General features: G+C 52.4%; 19 protein-coding genes and 2 riboswitches. Of the genes, 12 read left to right on the top strand and 7 right to left on the bottom strand.

The window, feature by feature from the left end; all coding sequences use genetic code 11:
* Positions 1–56 precede the first annotated feature (56 nt).
* Positions 57–521: a hypothetical protein gene (locus AK95_RS06320; RefSeq protein ID WP_083397538.1), complete on the bottom strand. Its 465-nt coding sequence runs from the start codon at positions 519–521 to the stop codon at positions 57–59.
* 132 nt (positions 522–653) lie between these two features.
* Positions 654–827: riboswitch (cyclic di-AMP (ydaO/yuaA leader) on the bottom strand.
* Between the two features lie 215 nt (positions 828–1,042).
* On the opposite strand from AK95_RS06320, the gene AK95_RS34070 reads away from it, so the two are divergent.
* The 7 genes from AK95_RS34070 to AK95_RS06295 all read left to right on the top strand — a co-directional run bounded on the left by AK95_RS34070 (position 1,043) and on the right by AK95_RS06295 (position 9,101).
* Positions 1,043–1,192, top strand: a complete 150-nt coding sequence (locus AK95_RS34070; protein WP_162487544.1) for a hypothetical protein — start codon at positions 1,043–1,045, stop codon at positions 1,190–1,192.
* Positions 1,193–1,363: 171 nt separating this feature from the next.
* Positions 1,364–1,532: riboswitch (cyclic di-AMP (ydaO/yuaA leader) on the top strand.
* 134 nt (positions 1,533–1,666) lie between these two features.
* Entirely contained in the window at positions 1,667–2,077 is a 411-nt protein-coding gene (locus AK95_RS06315) for a hypothetical protein (RefSeq protein ID WP_071219129.1), read from the top strand.
* A 154-nt stretch (positions 2,078–2,231) separates the two neighbouring features.
* The gene (locus AK95_RS35290; RefSeq protein WP_074961812.1) at positions 2,232–2,306 is read left to right on the top strand and encodes a potassium-transporting ATPase subunit F; all 75 of its coding nucleotides are present in this window, start codon (positions 2,232–2,234) and stop codon (positions 2,304–2,306) included.
* A gap of 30 nt (positions 2,307–2,336) precedes the next feature.
* Entirely contained in the window at positions 2,337–4,016 is a 1,680-nt protein-coding gene (gene kdpA, locus AK95_RS06310) for a potassium-transporting ATPase subunit KdpA (protein ID WP_071219128.1), read from the top strand.
* A gap of 21 nt (positions 4,017–4,037) precedes the next feature.
* Entirely contained in the window at positions 4,038–6,071 is a 2,034-nt protein-coding gene (kdpB, locus tag AK95_RS06305; RefSeq protein WP_071219127.1) for a potassium-transporting ATPase subunit KdpB, read from the top strand.
* A gap of 79 nt (positions 6,072–6,150) precedes the next feature.
* Positions 6,151–6,777, top strand: a complete 627-nt coding sequence (gene kdpC / locus AK95_RS06300; RefSeq protein WP_071219126.1) for a potassium-transporting ATPase subunit KdpC — start codon at positions 6,151–6,153, stop codon at positions 6,775–6,777.
* Between the two features lie 2 nt (positions 6,778–6,779).
* Positions 6,780–9,101, top strand: a complete 2,322-nt coding sequence (locus AK95_RS06295) for a histidine kinase (protein ID WP_071219125.1) — start codon at positions 6,780–6,782, stop codon at positions 9,099–9,101.
* A gap of 408 nt (positions 9,102–9,509) precedes the next feature.
* Here AK95_RS06295 and udk read toward each other — a convergent pair whose 3' ends face one another.
* Positions 9,510–10,148: a uridine kinase gene (udk, locus tag AK95_RS06290; protein WP_071219124.1), complete on the bottom strand. Its 639-nt coding sequence runs from the start codon at positions 10,146–10,148 to the stop codon at positions 9,510–9,512.
* A 198-nt stretch (positions 10,149–10,346) separates the two neighbouring features.
* Between udk and AK95_RS06285 the strand changes: the two genes are divergently transcribed.
* The 4 genes from AK95_RS06285 to comJ all read left to right on the top strand — a co-directional run bounded on the left by AK95_RS06285 (position 10,347) and on the right by comJ (position 13,184).
* Positions 10,347–10,982 carry a carbohydrate-binding family 9-like protein gene (locus AK95_RS06285; protein ID WP_071219123.1) on the top strand — a complete coding sequence of 212 codons (636 nt, stop codon included), beginning with the start codon at positions 10,347–10,349 and terminating at the stop codon, positions 10,980–10,982.
* Positions 10,983–11,324: 342 nt separating this feature from the next.
* Positions 11,325–11,924 carry an SMI1/KNR4 family protein gene (locus AK95_RS06280; protein WP_071219285.1) on the top strand — a complete coding sequence of 200 codons (600 nt, stop codon included), beginning with the start codon at positions 11,325–11,327 and terminating at the stop codon, positions 11,922–11,924.
* A gap of 89 nt (positions 11,925–12,013) precedes the next feature.
* The gene (locus AK95_RS06275) at positions 12,014–12,664 is read left to right on the top strand and encodes a hypothetical protein (protein WP_071219122.1); all 651 of its coding nucleotides are present in this window, start codon (positions 12,014–12,016) and stop codon (positions 12,662–12,664) included.
* A 34-nt stretch (positions 12,665–12,698) separates the two neighbouring features.
* Positions 12,699–13,184: a competence protein ComJ gene (gene comJ / locus AK95_RS06270; protein WP_071219121.1), complete on the top strand. Its 486-nt coding sequence runs from the start codon at positions 12,699–12,701 to the stop codon at positions 13,182–13,184.
* A 179-nt stretch (positions 13,185–13,363) separates the two neighbouring features.
* On the opposite strand, the gene AK95_RS06265 is transcribed toward comJ, so the two are convergent.
* From AK95_RS06265 to fabF, 4 genes are all read right to left on the bottom strand, one after another.
* Positions 13,364–14,476: a DUF3298 domain-containing protein gene (locus tag AK95_RS06265; protein ID WP_071219120.1), complete on the bottom strand. Its 1,113-nt coding sequence runs from the start codon at positions 14,474–14,476 to the stop codon at positions 13,364–13,366.
* Between the two features lie 64 nt (positions 14,477–14,540).
* Positions 14,541–15,422: an anti-sigma-V factor RsiV gene (gene rsiV / locus AK95_RS06260; RefSeq protein WP_071219119.1), complete on the bottom strand. Its 882-nt coding sequence runs from the start codon at positions 15,420–15,422 to the stop codon at positions 14,541–14,543.
* Positions 15,422–15,934, bottom strand: a complete 513-nt coding sequence (locus AK95_RS06255; RefSeq protein WP_071219118.1) for an RNA polymerase sigma factor — start codon at positions 15,932–15,934, stop codon at positions 15,422–15,424. Before AK95_RS06255 ends, rsiV begins: the two co-directional genes overlap by 1 nt.
* 211 nt (positions 15,935–16,145) lie before the next feature.
* Positions 16,146–17,387 carry a beta-ketoacyl-ACP synthase II gene (gene fabF, locus AK95_RS06250; protein WP_071219117.1) on the bottom strand — a complete coding sequence of 414 codons (1,242 nt, stop codon included), beginning with the start codon at positions 17,385–17,387 and terminating at the stop codon, positions 16,146–16,148.
* Positions 17,388–17,524: 137 nt separating this feature from the next.
* On the opposite strand from fabF, the gene AK95_RS06245 reads away from it, so the two are divergent.
* Complete coding sequence (locus tag AK95_RS06245) at positions 17,525–18,364, top strand: helix-turn-helix transcriptional regulator (RefSeq protein WP_071219116.1); 840 nt, start codon at positions 17,525–17,527, stop codon at positions 18,362–18,364.
* Positions 18,365–18,451: 87 nt separating this feature from the next.
* Here the strand turns inward: AK95_RS06245 and AK95_RS34065 are convergent, their stop codons facing one another.
* The gene (locus AK95_RS34065) at positions 18,452–18,805 is read right to left on the bottom strand and encodes a hypothetical protein (protein WP_162487543.1); all 354 of its coding nucleotides are present in this window, start codon (positions 18,803–18,805) and stop codon (positions 18,452–18,454) included.
* Positions 18,806–18,887 lie beyond the last annotated feature (82 nt).

The following is an 18,887-nucleotide window of genomic DNA, read 5'->3' as shown; positions in this document are numbered from 1 at the left end:
GGGGAAACGGCCAATTGCAATGGAAGCGAGAACGGTAGCTCTTTCTAGCAGCTGTCCTAGAAGGAATAATACGCCTCCGAGCAGTCCATCAGGAAGGAACGCTCCAGCGGCAGGCTGCCTAACCGCATACGGGTGATGTGCTGTTGCAGATTGGCCTCCAGATCGGCGAGGGCCGATACGGCGAGCTGCATTCGTACGGATCCCCACTGCTGCTGCTTCTGGGCATAGCGAACGGCCTCGGTCACGGGCATACCTCTCAGCCTCGTAAAGACGGATGCCCAGCGGATCAGATCCGCGAATTCTCTTGTGCTTGGCAGGGCATATTCGGCATACCCGGCCGCGTCATTGCAGCTGATTTTGAACAACCCGCAGTTCCAATCTCGGTCGCTCCAGGGGATAAAGCGTTCAGCCGAGCCCCGGTCGAAACGATATATCTCCATGCAGCGGATGAGCTCTGCATTTAATGCAGGCGATTCAGTTTCGATGACGGGGGCCAGTGCGGCCTCGATGAGTTTCGTCATGATCTACGCTCCTTTATAGGAATGTTATATGCACGGCAAAAAGGCCCGGTGAGCAGAGTAACCCCGCTCTCCAGGCCTATTTATCGTTAGAGGCCCTGCTACAGTGGCCGCTTCGCTTAAGGCTCGGGTGGTGTTCTCTCTCAAATCGCGCCTACGAGGTTAGCTGACGGATTCGGGCTTGAGAGCACCCTACCGCGATGCCTGATCATCAGGCCTGCGGATTCACCCCATTCACCAACAGAAGCTCCGTTGGCGGTTTTGGTTCCCCCGTCTCCCGATCTGTCGAGAGCTCAGCGTAAACGAATGTTTCGAATGATGGATGAATCATACGCCGGAGGACTCTAAAAGTAAATGGCCATATTGAACGGATACATTCCGAAAATCGATGAAAACCGTAAAAGAAAACGCGTACATTCGGTCGTGACATCTATTATCATGGCAAAATCTCGGTATCTCGATAGATTGCGATAAATACAAGAAAACAAGAGAAATACATAGTATAGAGCAGAATTCAGGAGATAATGGAGCGAAATCGGTCAGATCCTGTTCGACATAAGGCTACATGTGTTTTTGCTCACATTTACTTCCTGCAAGGCCGGACGTATGATACGAACTATGAATTGACGGACATCGGCGGTTGGTATACAGGCAGCCGTTCCATGAAGACCTAAAGGCTGTGTGAGAGCTGCCGTGCTCTTTATGGATCGAATCTCGGGCGAGGGCAACATGGGCCTTCGCTGGAAATGCAGGATGATGCGACTCTCACCGCTCGAACCTGAAGCTGTGCTGTTTTGTCGGACCTGGATGTTAGTCAATGGCTAATAGAATAACATGCTACTCGTTTTTAATTTTCGCTGAGTCCTTGAATGGAAAAGGAACGGGGGAACCAGTCGGGAGATGAACTTGATCTCTCAGGGGTGAATCCCATGGACAAGATAACGGTCTATGGGTAGGGCGACTCTCACGCCCGAATCCGTCAGCTAACCTCGTAAGCGTATCGAGAGAGGCAACGATTGTCGTGGACTTGGGCCACGGTGTATTTCACCGTGTTCTGATGAAGAAGCCTGCGGGAAGAGTTCTTCTCTTTCCCCAGGCTTCTTTGTTGTTGTCTTCTCTTTCTGAACTTTTTAGGAGGAGAACAAAAGATGGAGAAACCGCAGGAGTTTATCCTGGTATCCGCGCCGAACAAGGCCGGGGAAGAATTTATCCGCCAGCTGATCTATATGCGCATTTCGTTTGCGGCCATAGCCAACAACCGGGTTGAGCAGGAGAGGCTGCGAGAACTAGGCTGCACCAACATGATTCTTATCGATACAAGGGATGAACAAACCTGGATCATTCCCGAGTTTCCCGTCAGCAAGGTGTATTTGTTCGAAAGCAGCTTGAACTTGTGCTGCCGCTATTTACGGATCTGCCGGACATGGACGACGGAGTCGATTTATGTGATTACCCATTCCAGCAATCCGCGATTGATATACAAGGGACTGGGTGCCGATGTGGTGCTTCATACGAACCATCATCAGGTATCCTTCCTGATTACATCCATTGTCAGCTAAGCTTCTTGGCTGATGTGACCATGAGGTTTTAGGAGGTTGTATTCATGCAGGATTTATATATGGTGCTTATCTTGGGAGGAACCTACGGACTGCTCATGCTGTTTATGTCCTGGTGCGGACGGGTCATGTCGGAACCGGAGGTGGATTAGTCGTGATGATCATTTTAATATGCACGCTCTTTATTTTTCTATATTTGATTTATGCGCTGATTCACCCTGAAAAATTCTAGGGGAACAGCTGAAGGAGGAAGGCATTCGTCATGGGCATTTTACAAATTGCCATCGTTATACTCGTTCTGGTGCTGCTGGTAAAGCCGCTCGGAACTTATCTATATCAGGTGTTTCGCAATGAGGGGAATGGAACGGATAAATGGTTCTCCTGGTTGGAGAAACCGATCTTCGCACTGATTGGCTTGAAAGAACGCAAGGGAATGACATGGAAAGGGTATGCCATCAGCTTTGTGATAACGAATATCGTGCTCGTCGCGGCGGGGTATTTGATTCTGCGGATGCAGAGAGTATTGCCCTTCAACCCGAACGGTATCGACAATATGGAATCGACCTTGTCATTCTCTACGATCATCAGCTTTATGACCAATACGAATCTTCAGCATTACAGCGGGGAGTCGGGATTATCCTATATGGCCCAGATGGCCGTCATTACGATGATGATGTTCACGTCCGCGGCGACCGGGCTGTGCGTGGCGATTGCGTTTATCCGGGCGGTGACCAGCAAAGGTACAACCGTTGGCAACTTTTTTGAGGATTTCGTCAAAGCCCACACCCGGGTGTTCATCCCGGCCGCATTTATCATTGCGATGGTACTGGTTGCGCTGCAGGTGCCGCAGACTTTGCAGCCTACGCTCAGCGTCACGACGCTTCAAGGAAGCGAGCAGCAAATAGCTGTAGGGCCGGTGGCTGCACTGGAATCGATCAAGCACCTGGGCACCAATGGCGGCGGGTTTATGGGGGTGAACTCGGCGCATCCGTTCGAGAACCCGTCCCCGCTGACCAATGTCATCGAAATCCTGTGCATGTGGAGTCTTGGGGCGGCGCTTCCGTATACATTTGGTTTGTTCGCGAAGAGCCGCAGACAAGGATGGATCATCTTCTCTGTGATGATGACCTTGTTTATCGGATTTCTGTCGCTGAACTATGCGGCTGAAACCAATGGCAATCCGGCGTTGAATCGGCTGGGCATCGACGCCTCGCAGGGCAGCATGGAGGGCAAGGAGGTCCGGTTCGGGATCGCTCAATCCTCCCTGTTTACGACGGTGACAACCGCGGCCACGACCGGGTCGGTCAACAACATGCATGATACGCTCACGCCGCTTGGCGGGATTACGCCGCTGTCCCTGATGATGCTGAACTCCGTTTTTGGCGGAAAAGGCGTCGGGCTGATGAACATGCTCATGTATGCGATATTGGCAGTGTTTCTGGCTGGTCTTATGGTTGGCCGAACACCCGAATTTCTAGGAAGAAAAATAGAGGCGCGGGAGATGAAGCTGATTGCGGTTGTTATCCTGGTGCATCCATTGATCATTCTGGCTCCGACCGCACTTGCGCTGATGACGGATGCAGGGCAGGCGGGCATTACCAATGCGGGCTTTCATGGCATCTCGCAGGTATTGTACGAATACACGTCTTCCGCGGCCAATAACGGTTCCGGATTTGAAGGTCTGTCGGATAACACGCCGTTCTGGAACATTACAACCGGACTGGTCATGCTATTCGGGCGTTACATTTCGATGATTGCCTTGCTGGCAGTGGGCGGCTCGTTGATGCGGAAGCAATGGGTTCCCGAGACGCTCGGGACGTTCCGGACAGATAATAAGCTGTTTGCCGGCATTCTGATCGCGGTGGTTCTGATTATCGGTGCATTGACCTTCCTGCCAGTACTTGTGCTCGGTCCGATTGCTGAGCATCTGACGATCCGTTAATAGAAAAGGTGGCCTATTTCCATGAATAATACGAGAAAAAAAGCGATGTCCAAAGAGATGGTCCGTCAGGCGCTGAAGGACAGCTTCACGAAGCTGAATCCCGTCCTGATGATGAGAAATCCGGTCATGTTTGTTGTGGAAGCCGGGACTCTGGTTGTTCTGTTGATGACGTTATTTCCATCCTATTTCGGGACAGAGGGCAGTATCGGATTTAATGTGACGGTGTTTGTCATTCTGCTGTTGACGCTGCTGTTTGCAAACTTCGCAGAGGCGCTTGCCGAAGGACGCGGAAAGGCGCAGGCCGATTCCCTTAAGCAGTCGAAGCAGGAAATGACGGCACATAAAGTGATGGAGAACGGAGGGGTACAATCCGTGCCGTCCACGGATCTTCGCAAAGGAGATATCGTGATCGTCACGCAGGGCGAGATGATTCCCGGGGACGGGGAAGTCATTGCGGGCCTTGCGTCCGTTGACGAATCGGCGATTACCGGCGAGTCCGCCCCCGTCATTAAAGAAGCCGGCGGCGATTTCAGCTCGGTCACCGGGGGGACGCGGGTTGTCAGCGATACGATCCGCGTCCGGATTACGAGCGATCCCGGGGAATCGTTTATCGACCGGATGATCTCGCTTGTTGAAGGAGCCTCTCGCCAGAAGACGCCGAATGAAATTGCGCTGAATACGCTGTTGATCGTCTTAACGCTGATATTCCTGATCGTTGTCGTTACGCTGGCTCCGATTGCGAAGTATCTTGGCATCGAGCTGTCCGTTCCGGTGCTGATCTCGCTGCTGGTATGTCTCATCCCGACCACGATCGGGGGATTGCTGTCGGCGATCGGGATTGCCGGCATGGACCGGGTGACGCAGTTCAATGTGCTGGCGATGTCGGGCAAGGCGGTGGAGGCTGCCGGTGACATCAATACGATGATTCTGGATAAGACGGGTACCATTACGTTCGGGAACCGGATGGCCAGCCAGTTGATTGCCGTCGGCGGCGAATCGTACGCATCGCTTTCGCAATGGGCAGGCGTGAGCTCGCTGCTGGATGAAACGCCGGAAGGACGTTCCGTGCTGGAACTGCTGAAGCAGGAAGGTCTCGAAGCAGATTCAAGCATGACGGCTGAGGCGGAATTCATCGAATTTAAGGCAGAGACCCGGATGAGTGGGATGGACCTCAAGGATGGGCGAAAAGTCCGCAAGGGTGCGGTGGATGCCGTCAAGGCTTGGGTGTTGTCGCAAGGAGGCTCCATCCCTTCGGATTTGACGGCAAACGCTGACGCCATCGCGACAGAGGGTGGAACCCCGCTCGCTGTTGCCGTGGATAAACGCATCTATGGTCTAATCTACTTGAAGGATACCGTGAAGCCGGGGATGAAGGAACGGTTTGACCAGCTGCGCCGGATGGGCATCAAGACGATTATGTGCACGGGCGACAATCCGCTCACCGCAGCGACGATTGCCCGAGAAGCAGGCGTCGATGATTATATCGCCGAGAGCAAGCCCGAGGATAAGATTGCTGTGATCCGCCGAGAACAAACCGAAGGCAAGCTGGTTGCGATGACTGGTGACGGTACGAACGACGCCCCGGCGCTGGCCCAGGCCGATGTAGGGCTGGCGATGAACAGCGGTACCACCGCAGCCAAGGAGGCGGCCAATATGGTGGATCTGGATTCGGATCCATCGAAGATTATCGAGGTGGTTGCCATCGGCAAGCAGCTGCTAATGACGCGCGGCGCGCTGACCACGTTCAGCGTCGCGAACGATGTCGCCAAATATTTTGCCATCATTCCGGCAATGTTCGCGGCCGCCATTCCAAGCATGAATGTTCTGAATGTTATGGGACTGGGTTCTCCCATGTCGGCGATACTGTCGGCGCTGATCTTTAATGCCATCATCATTCCGCTGCTCATTCCGCTTGCGATGAAGGGCGTGGCTTATAAACCGATGAGCTCGTCGAAGCTGCTGCAGCGCAATGTGCTGGTCTATGGCTTAGGCGGCGTGATCGTACCGTTCCTCGGGATTAAGCTGATCGACATGATCGTCCATCTATGGATCTAGATATGATAATCGTACCGGGGAATAGAGATAACTCGAAAATGGTTTACGTGGAAGATATGAAGGAAGGGATCGAGGAACCATGAATAATCCATTGCAAAAATCATCACCGGCACCTCATGCTGTGGCGGATGCGGCCCGTATCTCCCTGGGCATGGCCCTAAGAACGAGCCTTGTATTTATCGTGTTATGCGGGGTTCTCTATCCGCTGATTACGACGGGAGCCGCGCAGCTGCTCATGCCGAAGCAAGCCGGCGGCAGCTTGGTCACGGATTCCGGCGGAAAGGTGGTCGGATCGGAATTGATCGGCCAGAACTTTACGGAGCCTCAATATTTTCACGGCAGGGTGTCCAGCATTGAATATAACGGAGCCGGCTCAGGCAGCAATAACTATGCACCTTCCAACCCGGACCTGATCGATCGGACGAAGGCCTCGATTGAAGCGTGGAAGGAGAGCAACCCGGACGTTCCGGTGAGCAAGGTTCCGATGGATCTGGTTACGAATTCCGCCTCCGGATTGGATCCACACATCTCGCCACAGGCCGCGGAAATTCAGATTCCGCGGATCAGCAAGCTGACCGGAATTACGGAGGCAGAACTTAATCAGTTAGTAGAGGAGTATATAGAGGGACGGGACTTGGGCGTGTTCGGTGAACCGCGCGTCAATGTGTTGAAGCTGAACCTGGCGCTTGCCGAGCTTCTTGATTGATCATGGACCCGTTTCGGAGAAAATCACCGGAGGAAATTTTAAGGTCGATTGCGAAGCTCCACCATGGAAGGCTTAAGGTATATATCGGGGCCGTAAGCGGTTCGGGAAAAACCTATCATATGCTTCGCGAAGGACATACCTTGAGACTGCAAGGCATCGATGTTGTCATATGCGCGGTATCCACGATGCAGCGTCCGGAAACGGTCGAGCAGGTCCGGAATCTGGAGCGGGTGCCCAGCATCCATTGGGTGGAGAACGGCGTAAAGAAGAAGGATCTTGATCTGGATCTGCTGGTGCAGCGCAACCCGGAGGTGGTACTTGTCGATGGGCTTGCCCACCGGAACCGGAAGGGGGCGAAGCATGCCACGCGGCTGGATGACATCCGATTTCTGTTAAGCCGGGGGATTAGCGTCATCACGACGGTCAATGTGTATGAGCTGGAGGACGTCCAGGGTATTGCAGTCAAGCTGACAGGCATTAAGGCTAGTTATACGGTTCCTGCCGATACGCTAGAAAACGCAGACGAGGTGGTGCTCATTGATGTAACGCCTGAAACGATGCTGGAGCGGGCACAAGGCGGCTTGCTCGGGGATGGCAGCGTATGGAAGGAGGGTAATCTGGCCGTGCTTCGGGAGCTAACGCTTCGCCTCGTAGCCGAAGGGGTAAACCACTCGCTGGAGCGGCACCGCAAGGAACGGGGATTGGTCGGCCCATCGGGAGCCCATGAGCGAATATTGGTATCCACCCAGTATCATTGGAACGGATCCATTTATATGCGGCGCGGACAGCAGATCGCGAAGAGATTGAACGGCGAGCTTATGGCCGTTACGTTTGTGAATCCGAGGTTAGAGCTCACGAAAGAGCAGGCGGCCTTCAAGCGATCTTTGCTGAAACTGTCGGAGCGTATCGGCGTCAAGCTTGAAGAGCTTCCTCTCCGCTCGCGTAGGAAGCTGGCCGACGTGCTTGTTCAATATGCGTTGGAGCACCATGTGACCCGCATTGTGCTGGGTCACTCGAAGCAGACCCGCCCGCAAGAGATGCGGCAGGGCTCCCTCCTTCAGGATCTGCTGAAGAAAACGCGCGGGATCGATATTTTTATTGTGGCGGATCGGGCGGCGCATGACGGAGAACGGATCATCCCGGCGCAGATCCATCCGCGGCGAGTTTCCTCCGATTCGTTTCACCGATTGAATGAGCAAGAGTTGGACCGGAAGATGGAGCAGGTCAAGCGCGGACGGTTTAAAGTCTATATCGGGGCTGCTCCGGGCGTGGGCAAGACGTATGCGATGCTGCGCGAAGGCAATGATCTGCTAAAGAAGGAGTTGGCCGTTCTTACCGGACTGTTGGAGACGCACGGCCGGATGGATACGCGATCACAGATCGGTGATCTTGAGGTTCTTCCGCGCAAAGAGATGGACTACCAGGGATCACGCCTTGAGGAGATGGATACCGATGAGATCATTCGTCGCAGGCCTGACGTTGTTCTTGTGGATGAGCTGGCGCATACGAATGTTCCCGGAAGCCAGCACAAGAAACGGTATGAAGACGTGCTGGATATTCTGTCGGCCGGCATCTCCGTCATTACGACCATGAACGTGCAGCATTTGGAGAGCTTGAATGATGCCGTCAAGCAAATGACCGGCGTTCGTGTTCGCGAGACGGTGCCTGATCATATTCTGCAATTGGCCGATGAGGTTCAGCTCATCGACGTCACGCCGGAGTCGCTGCGGCAGCGGATGAAGGACGGGAAAATTTATGCGCCTGAGAAAATCCCGCAAGCCCTTGGACATTTTTTTAAGACGGGAAATCTCATTGCCTTAAGAGAGCTTGCCTTAAGAGAAATTGCGGATGATGTGGACGAGAGACTGGAGTCATGGCAGCGCAGCAGTTCGCTGCGGGGGCCGTGGCGGCGCGAGGAGGTTATCTATGTCATACTTGGTGAAGGTCCCCAGGGAGAGCGGCTCATTCGCCGCGGCTTCCGGATCGCCCATCGGCTGAAAGCGGCCTGGTATGTGGCATTCCCTCTGGAGCGGCATCACAGTCTGCCTCTTGATGACGAACAGCGCCTGACGGCGCTTCAGACTTTAACGGAACGTCTCGGGGGAACGTTCACTGTGCTGCCGGTAAACAAGGGGCCAACCCGCGCCGTTTCTTCTCAATTGGTCGCAGCAGCAGATGCGGTCAAGGCCACCCAGTTGATTATCGGGCAGCCGCAGATGGCCGGATGGAAGCTGTACGCCCAGCGGAGAATGATCCGGGGCCTGCTAAGAAGCGCAAGGCATATGGATGTGCTGGTGGTTGCGGATTACGATCCGCACGCTTGACGGCTTAAGCGGAGGGAGCTGAACGTTTTGAGAGGAGCGGGGACACAAGAGGCATTGAAAATGCAGGAAATGCAGGAAATGCAGCAAACGCAGTAAACGCAGTAAACGCAGGAAACCGCAGTAGACGCGGAGAACGCAACAATTCGGAAAGCAAGAACACCGAGAACGAACATGGAACGAACATGGAACGAACATGGAACGAACATGGAACGAACATGGAACGAACCCTCCGGAAGGCAAGAACACAGAAACCCAACAAACGTGGAAACGGAAGAACGCAAACATGACGAGTGAGTTATGCAATACTAACACAATTGACACGGATAACACCAAAAAGCCCACAGACCTATAATTAAAAGGTCCTGTGGGCTTTTCCATGCTGCCAAACTGCTGATACGCAGGCTTGTCCTATGATTCACCCGACAGCGTGCGGTCGCCGGTCAAATATTTCTCGGTCAAGATGGAGAGCAGGCGAATGCCGACTTCATTCTCTCCGCCTTCGGGAATGATCAGGTCGGCATACTTCTTGGAGGGTTCGATGAACGCCTCATGCATCGGCTTGACGGTTGTCAGGTACTGATTATGGATCGACTGGATGGTCCGGCCGCGGTCCTCGATATCGCGTACGACCCGGCGAAGCAGGCGTACATCGGGATCGGTATCCACAAACACTTTAATGTGAAGCAGCTTGCGCAGATTCTCATCGGACAGCACGTGCAGGCCTTCAATGATGACGATGTTGTTCGGCTTCAGTTCGATGGTCTGATCCGTGAAACGGGCATGAGCGGTAAAATCATACACCGGTGCAAATGCGGGTTGTCCGGTTTTCAAAATGCCGAGATGTTCGACGAGCAGCTCGTTGTCAAAGGCGAACGGATGATCATAGTTAATCGCTTCGCGTTCCTCGAAACTGAGCTCCTTATGATCCTTGTAATAGTTATCCTGCGAAATAAAAGTGACTTTATCTGAACCAAGACGGTCAATGACAGAGCGGGCAACCGTCGTTTTGCCCGATCCGGTGCCGCCGGCGATACCAATTATGAGCATGGCGAATCCATAACCCTCCCTAGAGTTTGCAATTTTATTATTGTAGCACAGCATGCGCTTATTTTCACTATGGGGGCATAGAGCAAAAGATGGGATTTCCCATATGTTCTTTATTCTTACCATGGAATAGCTAACCGAATCTGTATGTCTTATCATAGAGGATAGACTAACCATTGAATTTTTTTCGGAGGGATGATCATGCATTATACGGCAATTTATTCATGCAAGCCCGCCCTATACATCCAGCAGGGAGAGCATCGTGGGAACATCGATTGGAACCGGTATGAAGCGGTAGCCCTGAGCGATACCGTGACCGGGCTTGCTGCAAAGGAAGCGACCGAGGTTCGCGCCTGCTGGAGCTCCGAATACCTTTATGTACGGTTTGTTTGCCAGGATTCTCATATCGTATCGGAGTACCAGCATCGGGATGATCCGCTGTATGAACAGGATGTCGTGGAATTGTTTATAGACGAAGCAGGAACGGGAATGGAATATATCGAGCTTGAGGTGAGTCCGAACAATATTATATTTGACGCCCTGATCCGTAATGATGGAGGGAAGTCGATCACAAGCAGCGATATTCATTGGGATCTTACCGGTCTTCAAACCTCGGTAGAGCATGACGGTAAGGGGAATTTGATTTATGAAATTCGCATTCCGGCTGCGACCTTCAAGAATCCTCCGCAAGCGGGACGAAGCTGGAACGTGAATTTTTACCGCATTGATGAGGACACCGAAGGAAACCGGGAATATCAGGCATGGAGCCCGACCGGTGAGGTGAATTACCATATTCCTTCGCGTTTTGGGAAGCTGGAGTTTGTCGATGTGATTTAGCATATCCATATAAACCAGAAGGCCGCATCGGTGGATTTTTATATCTGCAGTGCGGCATTCTTGTGTTAATCCTCCGATAGGAGAACGGGCTATCTCTGTCCCGCAATGGCCTATCCCTGGTATCGAATTAGCTGATTCCGGTCATGAAATAGCTGCGCTTCAGCAGCCAGAAATCCCCCAGGGTGTTTTCATAAAAGAACCAAAACGAACATCTCAAGAGGGATTTTGTCCCTTTTTTTGCATGCCGCAGGACATGTTGTTTTCATTGCAGCGTTCTATATACTTTTTAGTAAAAGGAAGCACTCGGCTTTGAGTGAACATGCAATCAACGGAGGTTATTTTATGAATGCTGTCATGGATAGACTGATGCTCGAGCTTGAGCAGCAGTTGGAGGAGAAGGTCGCCGAAGATCTTCGGGATTTGCTGGATGAATATAAACAATTGGAGGGGGCGGCACCTGACCAATTTCAACTTTTTGAAGCGGAGTTCGGGATCGAGCTGCCGCAGGACTTTCGTTCGTTTTACAGTAAGAAGAACGGCAGCGGATATGGGTTTCACGTGCTCTACCCCGGTAATGAAGGGGATGGGGAATACACGCCGTTTTATCTGATGAGCCTGGATGAGATGAGGGAGGTCAAAGCTTATTTCTGCGAACGGGATGAACCTCTGGATGCGTATTACAGTTCGGAGGAAATACAGCAGCTGGATCCGGAGATTAAGCCTTACCTGTTTCACAAGGCTTGGTATCCGTTTGCCACGATGGCAGGCGGGTCGTTGTATCTGATGCTGGATTTCGATCCGGCTGAGCCGGGAACGTCCGGGCAGATCATCATGTACGTGCATGATCCTGATTTTGTGTATTATATCGCGCCTTCCTTCACGGAGCTGCTTCAGGCGTCAAACCGCAATCTACGCACCGATATTGAAGAGGTGGACTACTGATGGAACGCCACGAAGCCTCCTGATGCTTGCAACAGCGTCGCTTGTGCGTGGTCATCTGAAGAGAAGGACTTGCGAGGGGAGGTGACAGCATGAAAGGCAGGCGGGTCCTCTGGGGAGTGATCATACTGGTGGCAGCCACGTTGTTGATACCTGGTTACTTTATTGGGCGCACGTATGGGCTTTTTCAGAATGAGGTGGTCCTGGCCAAATACCAGCTGGCCGTTGATGTGGATGGTGAACAAGTAGATGCTTGGCCGCTGCTGGCCGGCTTTGCCGCAACCGATAAACAAGGGGAACTTCGTCCGTTGTACTACAGGTTGGAAGGGTCTGACCTCAACATGCTGTATCAATTGGCATATGGGCAGTTCGAGGTGGAGGCTTCGGAGGATAATCCTTTCTTGGCAGGGAGGGTCCAGTATGACCATCTGGAGAACGATTATATCAAGACGCAAAAAGAGTATGTGAACGCAAAGGAATACCGGCAGAACATGATCTTTTATAATGACCGTAAAGAGCCGATATTTACATATGATCCGGACGCCGAGGCGGATGGGGAGATGGTGAAAGAAATAATCACCGCAGGCATGACACGTTCCAACGGCCAAGGAGGATCGGGAGTCGTAGAGGACAAGTATCTGAATGTCACCCGATTGTTCGAGGAGAAGCTGGGCATCAGCATGCGGGTCCAGGTGGATAAGGAACGCAGGCTGGCCACGCTCCATCTGGAGCGGCTTAAATAGAATGCAGGTATCTAAAAAGCGAGGTGTTTTACATATGCAGCATACGAAAATGACTCAAGAGGTGGACCTCACTATTTCGCACCATCAGATCCAAGTCCGCTCACGGGACTTTGATGAGGATTTGTGCCAATGGGGAGAAACCAATATCAAGCAGGGCGTTGTCATACATCCCGGTTATCTCACCTTTGATCCTATCCCTGATGATGCTTTCGGCGCCTGGGTGAAGCTGGCCTTGAAAGAGGCGTTCATCGAAGATCCGAAAGCGCAGCGGCGGATGGTCGTGCCGTTTGACGTTCTGGATCCCGGGAAGCTGGAGCTGTTGTCGGTCATGTCGGACGCCGCTATTGAGCTTCCGCTGCAAGCAGCGCGATATGCACTGTATTTTGAGATTTGCGAGGATGAAGAAGTGTATTATCGCTTCACTTTTGTTTATGAGGGGGAAAGGGTTCAAGCCCGGTATCTGATGGATGATGAATGGGGCGGCAAGGCTGGAGAAGCATTGTCGTTGGGGTATTGTTGACGGGATTTTGCGCTATAACAGGGCACGGAAAGCCTCGTTGAGGTAAACCTTCTTAACTTAACATGAATGAAGAGGCCGTCTCCGTGTTGAAGAGGGCCTCTTTTTTTACCATATGCTGTACTGTGCCTGCTTTGAAAGATCGTGTGCAGGAGCCACAGATGTTAAATAGGGTGGATCTATTATTTTGCAGCGGTCACCGTTATCTGGCCATGCTTGCTTTGATCTGCATTCAGATTCAGAACGTCTGTCAGGAAAGCAAGCGGAACATAGACGTGGCCTTTTTTCATGACAGGAGCCGAGCCCAGCGAACGTGGGGCCATTTTGCCCAAAGTGTAAGCATCCTTGTTCAGCTTCACCGCGCTCCAGACGGCTCCCTTGGAGATTTCCGCGGTTTTGCTCTTGCCGTTCCACTTGACATTGAACTGCAGCTGGCGCAGCACGGATACCTGAACCATGAGCTTGCCGTTGTTATCTTTGTAAAAAGCGCCTGATTTCAAGGCTGCTGCAGGCTTTATGTCGGATCCTTTACCCGGCAGCTTTACGGCAAATTCCGGTGTACCTGTGGCTCCAGGGGCAATGCTGTATTTTTGGAATACGATATAGGCCTTTCCGTCCGCGACATAGAAGGATTGCTCCGCGTCTATGCCTTGAAACCCGTCTTCGTTCGCGAAGTAATGGTTTTGATCCGCGGCAATCGCCGTTTTGACCGCTTGATCCACGATGGATTTGTAATCCTTGCCGAACAGGTCTTCAAGCGTCACGCGCTGTGCTTCGGCTTCGTTCGTGAAGTTGTACGTATCCACGCGGGGATCGCCATTGTTCATCCCGATGCCTTCGGTGATGACCTTAAGGGAGATCAAGCTGCCGTCTTTACCATCCGATGTGAGCTCATAAGTGATGTTCAGCTGATAAGGGTGCATGGTATAGCCGTTCTTTTGTGCATTTGCAGCAGCCTCCGCCGCTTCTTTCTCCCATTTGTCCATATCCTTGGAGGCATGGGATTCGATAATGTCGTTCAACTGGTCTTGATATTTGGCGTCAGTTAAACCTTGGAATACAGGGATCTTAATATTGGTTTGCAGCCATTTTTCCTCGGATTGCAGCGCTTTGGATGTTACCAGTTGCGGGGCAACGGTTGGGGCGGTCACCCGATTCGTGCTCGCTGCAGCTTTGGTTTCGGCATGGACATGAGCGGATGGCAGACCCGAAGCGGAGATCATCAGGATGCCCGCTAATCCGGCAGCCGCCAGGGTTTTGGTGATTGGGGTTGTGTGCTTCATTGTTTTTTTCATGATATATTACCTCCAGGTTTATGGTTTTGAATGTTTACTGTTTGTGATCTGCATTCGCCTTGATCTATCGGATGTATTCGCTGCTGACGAGCTGGTCTGCGATTACTTCCGTTGGGATCGTAAATTCCACGACGCCCATATAGCCGGGTGCAACTTCGTATTCATTGAAGCTGATGACCAGTTTGCCGTCTTGGTTGATATAGAAGTTTTGGTCCTTGGCGATCGTTTGGAACAGATCCTCTGATGCATCGGACTCCACGCCAGGCTGCTCCACCCAGTAGATGTTGTCCGGATTAGCCTGCATCTGGTGGCGCATCTGCTCCTTGATATTGTCGCTGATGACCTGGATATAACGATAATCCTTGAACAGACTCGGCAGCGTGATCACCATCTGGTTCTTCTTGTCGATCGTATCGTATTTTCTGGATTCGGCAGAGCCTCCAGCAGATTCGACAATATAACGCGAAAGCGTCAGCAGTTGTTCATTGTCGGTGATCACTTCATAACCGCTAGTAAGACTCAGATGCGCGCCGCCTTCTTTATTTAACAGGGCCACTTCGTCTTTGAAGTTCTCATACAGTTTCTTGTTTTCTTCCAGGTATTTGTTATTCAGGGTTTGCTCAAGCTCCGTATTTCCTAGGTTGGCAATGCCGGGTGTTTCGATATGCACTTCCGTGTTATCGTCTTGCTCGGCATATTCACGGATGGTGATCACCTTGATGATATGGCCCAGAACCGGCACATCGGACATGGCCTGGGCCAAGGCAGGGCTGGTATTCACTCCGGCGAACAGTAGGATGCATGCAGCTGCGCTACTAGCGAGCCAGGGCAGCGCTCTATTTTTTTTTCGTCTGGTTGCTATGGTCTTGTTGACAATCGAGCTTAGTTCGTCAGGAATAGGAGTGCTCTCGTACTGCTCTTTCATCCTATTCAGCTTGTCATGCATTATCGTTGTGCCTCCTCTTGATCTTCCTCGCTTAAGTTCACCCGCAGTCTCTGTAGTCCTTGGTATAATCTCGTTTTCACCGTGCTGACGTTCTCGTGGAGCACTTCGGCAATTTCGTCAATCTTCATATCTTCAAAAAACCGGAGTATGATGACGACCCGATACTTGTCGGGTAATTCCTCCAAAGATTGGGCCAGATCCAGATTCGGATAGTGGTCATGGCTGCCGGGTAATATAACCTCCAGGTTCTCGTCGTCCATGACGTGGACTTTTTTCTGTTTTCTAATGAAATCCAGGGAGGTTGTTACAATAATTCGGAAAAACCAGCTTTTTAGTGAACCCGTCTGCTTCAGCTTTTCCATGGATATAAATGCTTTGTGGATCGCGTCCTGAACGATATCGAGGGCATCCTCTTTATTTCTAACGTAGCTGTATGCCAGCCGGTAGGCGCTGTCCTGATGTTCGGTTATGCATTGGATAAGAAGCTTCTCAAGCTTCCGGCCGCCTCTCATGTAAATATGACACTCCTTTGGGCCCGCGCGGGTAACCATCAATTGCAATTGACTTACGGAAGCAAGACGTGCGAGTCTTGCAAAAAGTTTGATTCTGCGAAAAAAATTAAAAAAGCCGTTGTTTCTGTTTCTGTCTCATTATTCGGCCCAGCCTTCCAGAATCGCAACAAGAAAAAGCCCCCAGTTTTCACTGGGGTCCGGGACGCATGGGTTATTTGTGCTCATATTTCTGGATAACAATCGCCGAATTATGTCCGCCGAAGCCGAAGGAATTCGACATGCCAATCCGAAGCTCGGCCTTTCTCGCCTGATTCGGTACGTAATCCAAATCGCATGCCGGATCGGCATGTTCCAGATTGATCGTCGGCGGTATGACGCCTTCCTGTAAGGATTTCACGAGGGCGATGGCCTCTACGCCGCCGGATGCGCCCAGCATATGTCCGGTCATCGACTTGTTCGCCGTTACCGGAATGCGATACGCCTCCTTGCCAAACACCTGCTTAATGGCCGCTGTCTCCGAACGGTCACCGATGACCGTGCTTGTGGCATGGGCGCTGATGACATCCACGTCGGCTGGGGCGAGGTTCGCCTCGGTCAGGGCCAGCTTCATCGCCCGTGCCGCGCCGTTGCCGTCTTCCGGCGTGGCGACCATATGATAGGCATCCGAGCTGGCACCGTAACCGATTACCTCGCCCAGAATGACGGCGCCTCTGCGTAAGGCATGGGAGAGCGACTCCAGAACGAGGATGCCGGCACCTTCCGCCATGACAAATCCGTCCCGGTCCGTATCAAACGGCCGGCTGGCCCGGCCCGGTTCATCGTTGCGGGATGAAAGGGCGGTTGCGTTCGCGAAGCTGGCCAGCGAAATATCGGTCAACGTCGCTTCAGATCCTCCCGCAATAATCACGTCGGACCGGCCAGCCTGAATGTTAAAGAAAGCTTCGCCGATCGCGGTATTGCCGATCGAACATGCCGTAACCGGGGCCAGCGTAGAGCCCAGCGCCTTGTATTTAATGCTGATGAGCGCGGCCGCCATATTGGGAATCATCATGGGTACCAGGGTAGGACTGACCCGTTCGGGACCCCGCGATGACAGTGTGCCGCTCTGATTCATCAGGGTCTGGATGCCGCCGATGCCGGAGCCGACATATACCCCCATCCGCTCATGATCGATCTGATCAAGATTGAGTCCCGACTGGCTTATGGCTTGATCCGCCGCAGCCAGCGCAAACTGGCAGAAGCGGTCCATACGCCGGGCTTCCTTGGCGCCGAACAGCGCGTTTGCGTCGAATTCCTTTACGGTGCCTGCTATTTGTACCTTCTGTCTTGATGTGTCCAAAGTTTCTATATGTGTAATACCGGACTCTCCTCGTACAAGCCGGGACCAGAACGTCTCAACATCATGGCCCAGCGGCGATATGACGCCCATACCGGTGATAACGACTCTTTCCATGGTTCAACAGCCTCCTTTAAGACTTTATAACTTGTCAATCTTAAGGTTATAATGTCACGTGTAGTATCCTATTACAAGATACCGTTTATCCTAGTATAAATACTGCTATCCTTAGTTGGATGAAGGAGGCTTATAAGATGAATTCTCAGGTTAGACTCCAAGCTTTGTCGGCTTTCCTGAAAGGACAGCGTGCCAAAATCTCGCCCGAGTCCGTCGGATTGCCGCCAGGGTCACGAAGAAGGACACCGGGTTTGCGCAGAGAAGAGGTGGCCCAGCTGGCGGGTGTCAGCACCACTTGGTACACCTGGCTCGAGCAGGGACGCGACATCCAAGTGTCGTCGTCCGTGCTGGACTGCGTTGCCAATGCGCTACAGCTGAACGCGGATGAGCGAAGATATCTGTATTCTCTGGCGCTGGAGAGCGGGGCGGAGCCTTATACGGTCAAACAAGAAGCGGTGCAGATCAGCCCGTCTCTGCAAAAAATTATCACCGAGCTGAAATATTGCCCCGTCATGATATCGGATCGGATGTGCAACATCGTGGGATGGAACCGTGCGGCTGCGTATGTGTTCCTTGATTTTGACCGCATTCCGCCCGAGGAGCGGAATATGATCCGGCTGCTTTTCACCCGCAGGGAGTTTCAGCGGCTGGCGGTAAATTGGGAGCAGTTCGCCAGTAGCTTCCTCTCGATGTTCCGGTCCTATTACGGTCAATATGTCGAGGATGAGTGGTATGACCGTTTTCTGGAAGAGATGAAGCAGGGGCATCCGGATTTCAATCGAATGTGGGAGCAGAGCCAGGTTAGCTACGCCCCGGAAGTACATCTGGAATTCCGGCATGCCAAGGCCGGAAAAATGGTATATGAGCTCACGTCGCTCAAAGTGTACGGAAATGATGATCTGCGGTGCAGCATTTATACGCCAGCTCCGGATACGACCACGGAAGCAAAGCTGCGGCAGCTGATGGAGGAGAAGTAAGCGGAGGGAGTGGGGCCGGGTGACGCTATAGAAGGGATTTGCGGGGGCCGATGACGCTATCGAGGGGAGTGGCAGGGCTGGGTGATGCTATTGAGGGGAGTGGCGGCGCTGGCTGCTCCTGTTGCTCCCGGTGTAGGATTCGGTTGCTGCTTGCTGTTGATGCGCTGAGGTAAGGGACTCCAGTGGCGTGTGCACTTGCTGTACCAAGAGTAGGGATTTCGTTGCTGTTGCACTAGCTGCGCCTGAAGTAGAGGACTCCAGTTCCGATTGCACTTGCTGCGCGAAGAGTAGGGTTTCCGTTGCTGTTACACAAGCTGCACCTGAAGTAGAGGACTCCAGTTCCGATTGCACTTGCTGCACCAAGAGTAGGGATTTCGTTGCTGTTACACAAGCCGCGCCTGAAGTAGAGGACTCCAGTTCCGATTGCACTTGCTGCACCAAGAGTAGGATTGCGCACCGACACTTACTGTTCTTGAAGTCATCTACTACTTGTTGCTCCCGACCTATCGGACTCCAGTTCCGC

The sequence above is a fragment of the Paenibacillus sp. LC231 genome (assembly GCF_001860525.1).
Lineage (GTDB): Bacteria > Bacillota > Bacilli > Paenibacillales > Paenibacillaceae > Paenibacillus_AQ.
Note: the sequence above shows the minus strand (reverse complement) of the source record. Positions and strands in the feature narration are given on the sequence as shown.

Excerpts from the sequence above, each read along its gene's own strand:
- kdpB (WP_071219127.1), top strand. The coding sequence starts at position 4,038 with ATGAATAATACGAGAAAAAAAGCGATGTCCAAAGAGATGGTCCGTCAG.
- AK95_RS06285 (WP_071219123.1), top strand. The coding sequence starts at position 10,347 with ATGCATTATACGGCAATTTATTCATGCAAGCCCGCCCTATACATCCAG.
- kdpC (WP_071219126.1), top strand. The coding sequence starts at position 6,151 with ATGAATAATCCATTGCAAAAATCATCACCGGCACCTCATGCTGTGGCG.
- AK95_RS06280 (WP_071219285.1), top strand. The coding sequence starts at position 11,325 with ATGAATGCTGTCATGGATAGACTGATGCTCGAGCTTGAGCAGCAGTTG.
- AK95_RS06320 (WP_083397538.1), bottom strand. The coding sequence starts at position 521 with ATGACGAAACTCATCGAGGCCGCACTGGCCCCCGTCATCGAAACTGAA.
- AK95_RS06265 (WP_071219120.1), bottom strand. The coding sequence starts at position 14,476 with ATGAAAAAAACAATGAAGCACACAACCCCAATCACCAAAACCCTGGCG.
- AK95_RS06245 (WP_071219116.1), top strand. The coding sequence starts at position 17,525 with ATGAATTCTCAGGTTAGACTCCAAGCTTTGTCGGCTTTCCTGAAAGGA.
- fabF (WP_071219117.1), bottom strand. The coding sequence starts at position 17,387 with ATGGAAAGAGTCGTTATCACCGGTATGGGCGTCATATCGCCGCTGGGC.
- udk (WP_071219124.1), bottom strand. The coding sequence starts at position 10,148 with ATGCTCATAATTGGTATCGCCGGCGGCACCGGATCGGGCAAAACGACG.
- AK95_RS06315 (WP_071219129.1), top strand. The coding sequence starts at position 1,667 with ATGGAGAAACCGCAGGAGTTTATCCTGGTATCCGCGCCGAACAAGGCC.
- AK95_RS06275 (WP_071219122.1), top strand. The coding sequence starts at position 12,014 with ATGAAAGGCAGGCGGGTCCTCTGGGGAGTGATCATACTGGTGGCAGCC.
- kdpA (WP_071219128.1), top strand. The coding sequence starts at position 2,337 with ATGGGCATTTTACAAATTGCCATCGTTATACTCGTTCTGGTGCTGCTG.
- AK95_RS06255 (WP_071219118.1), bottom strand. The coding sequence starts at position 15,934 with ATGAGAGGCGGCCGGAAGCTTGAGAAGCTTCTTATCCAATGCATAACC.
- comJ (WP_071219121.1), top strand. The coding sequence starts at position 12,699 with ATGCAGCATACGAAAATGACTCAAGAGGTGGACCTCACTATTTCGCAC.
- rsiV (WP_071219119.1), bottom strand. The coding sequence starts at position 15,422 with ATGCATGACAAGCTGAATAGGATGAAAGAGCAGTACGAGAGCACTCCT.
- AK95_RS34070 (WP_162487544.1), top strand. The coding sequence starts at position 1,043 with ATGGAGCGAAATCGGTCAGATCCTGTTCGACATAAGGCTACATGTGTT.
- AK95_RS06295 (WP_071219125.1), top strand. The coding sequence starts at position 6,780 with ATGGACCCGTTTCGGAGAAAATCACCGGAGGAAATTTTAAGGTCGATT.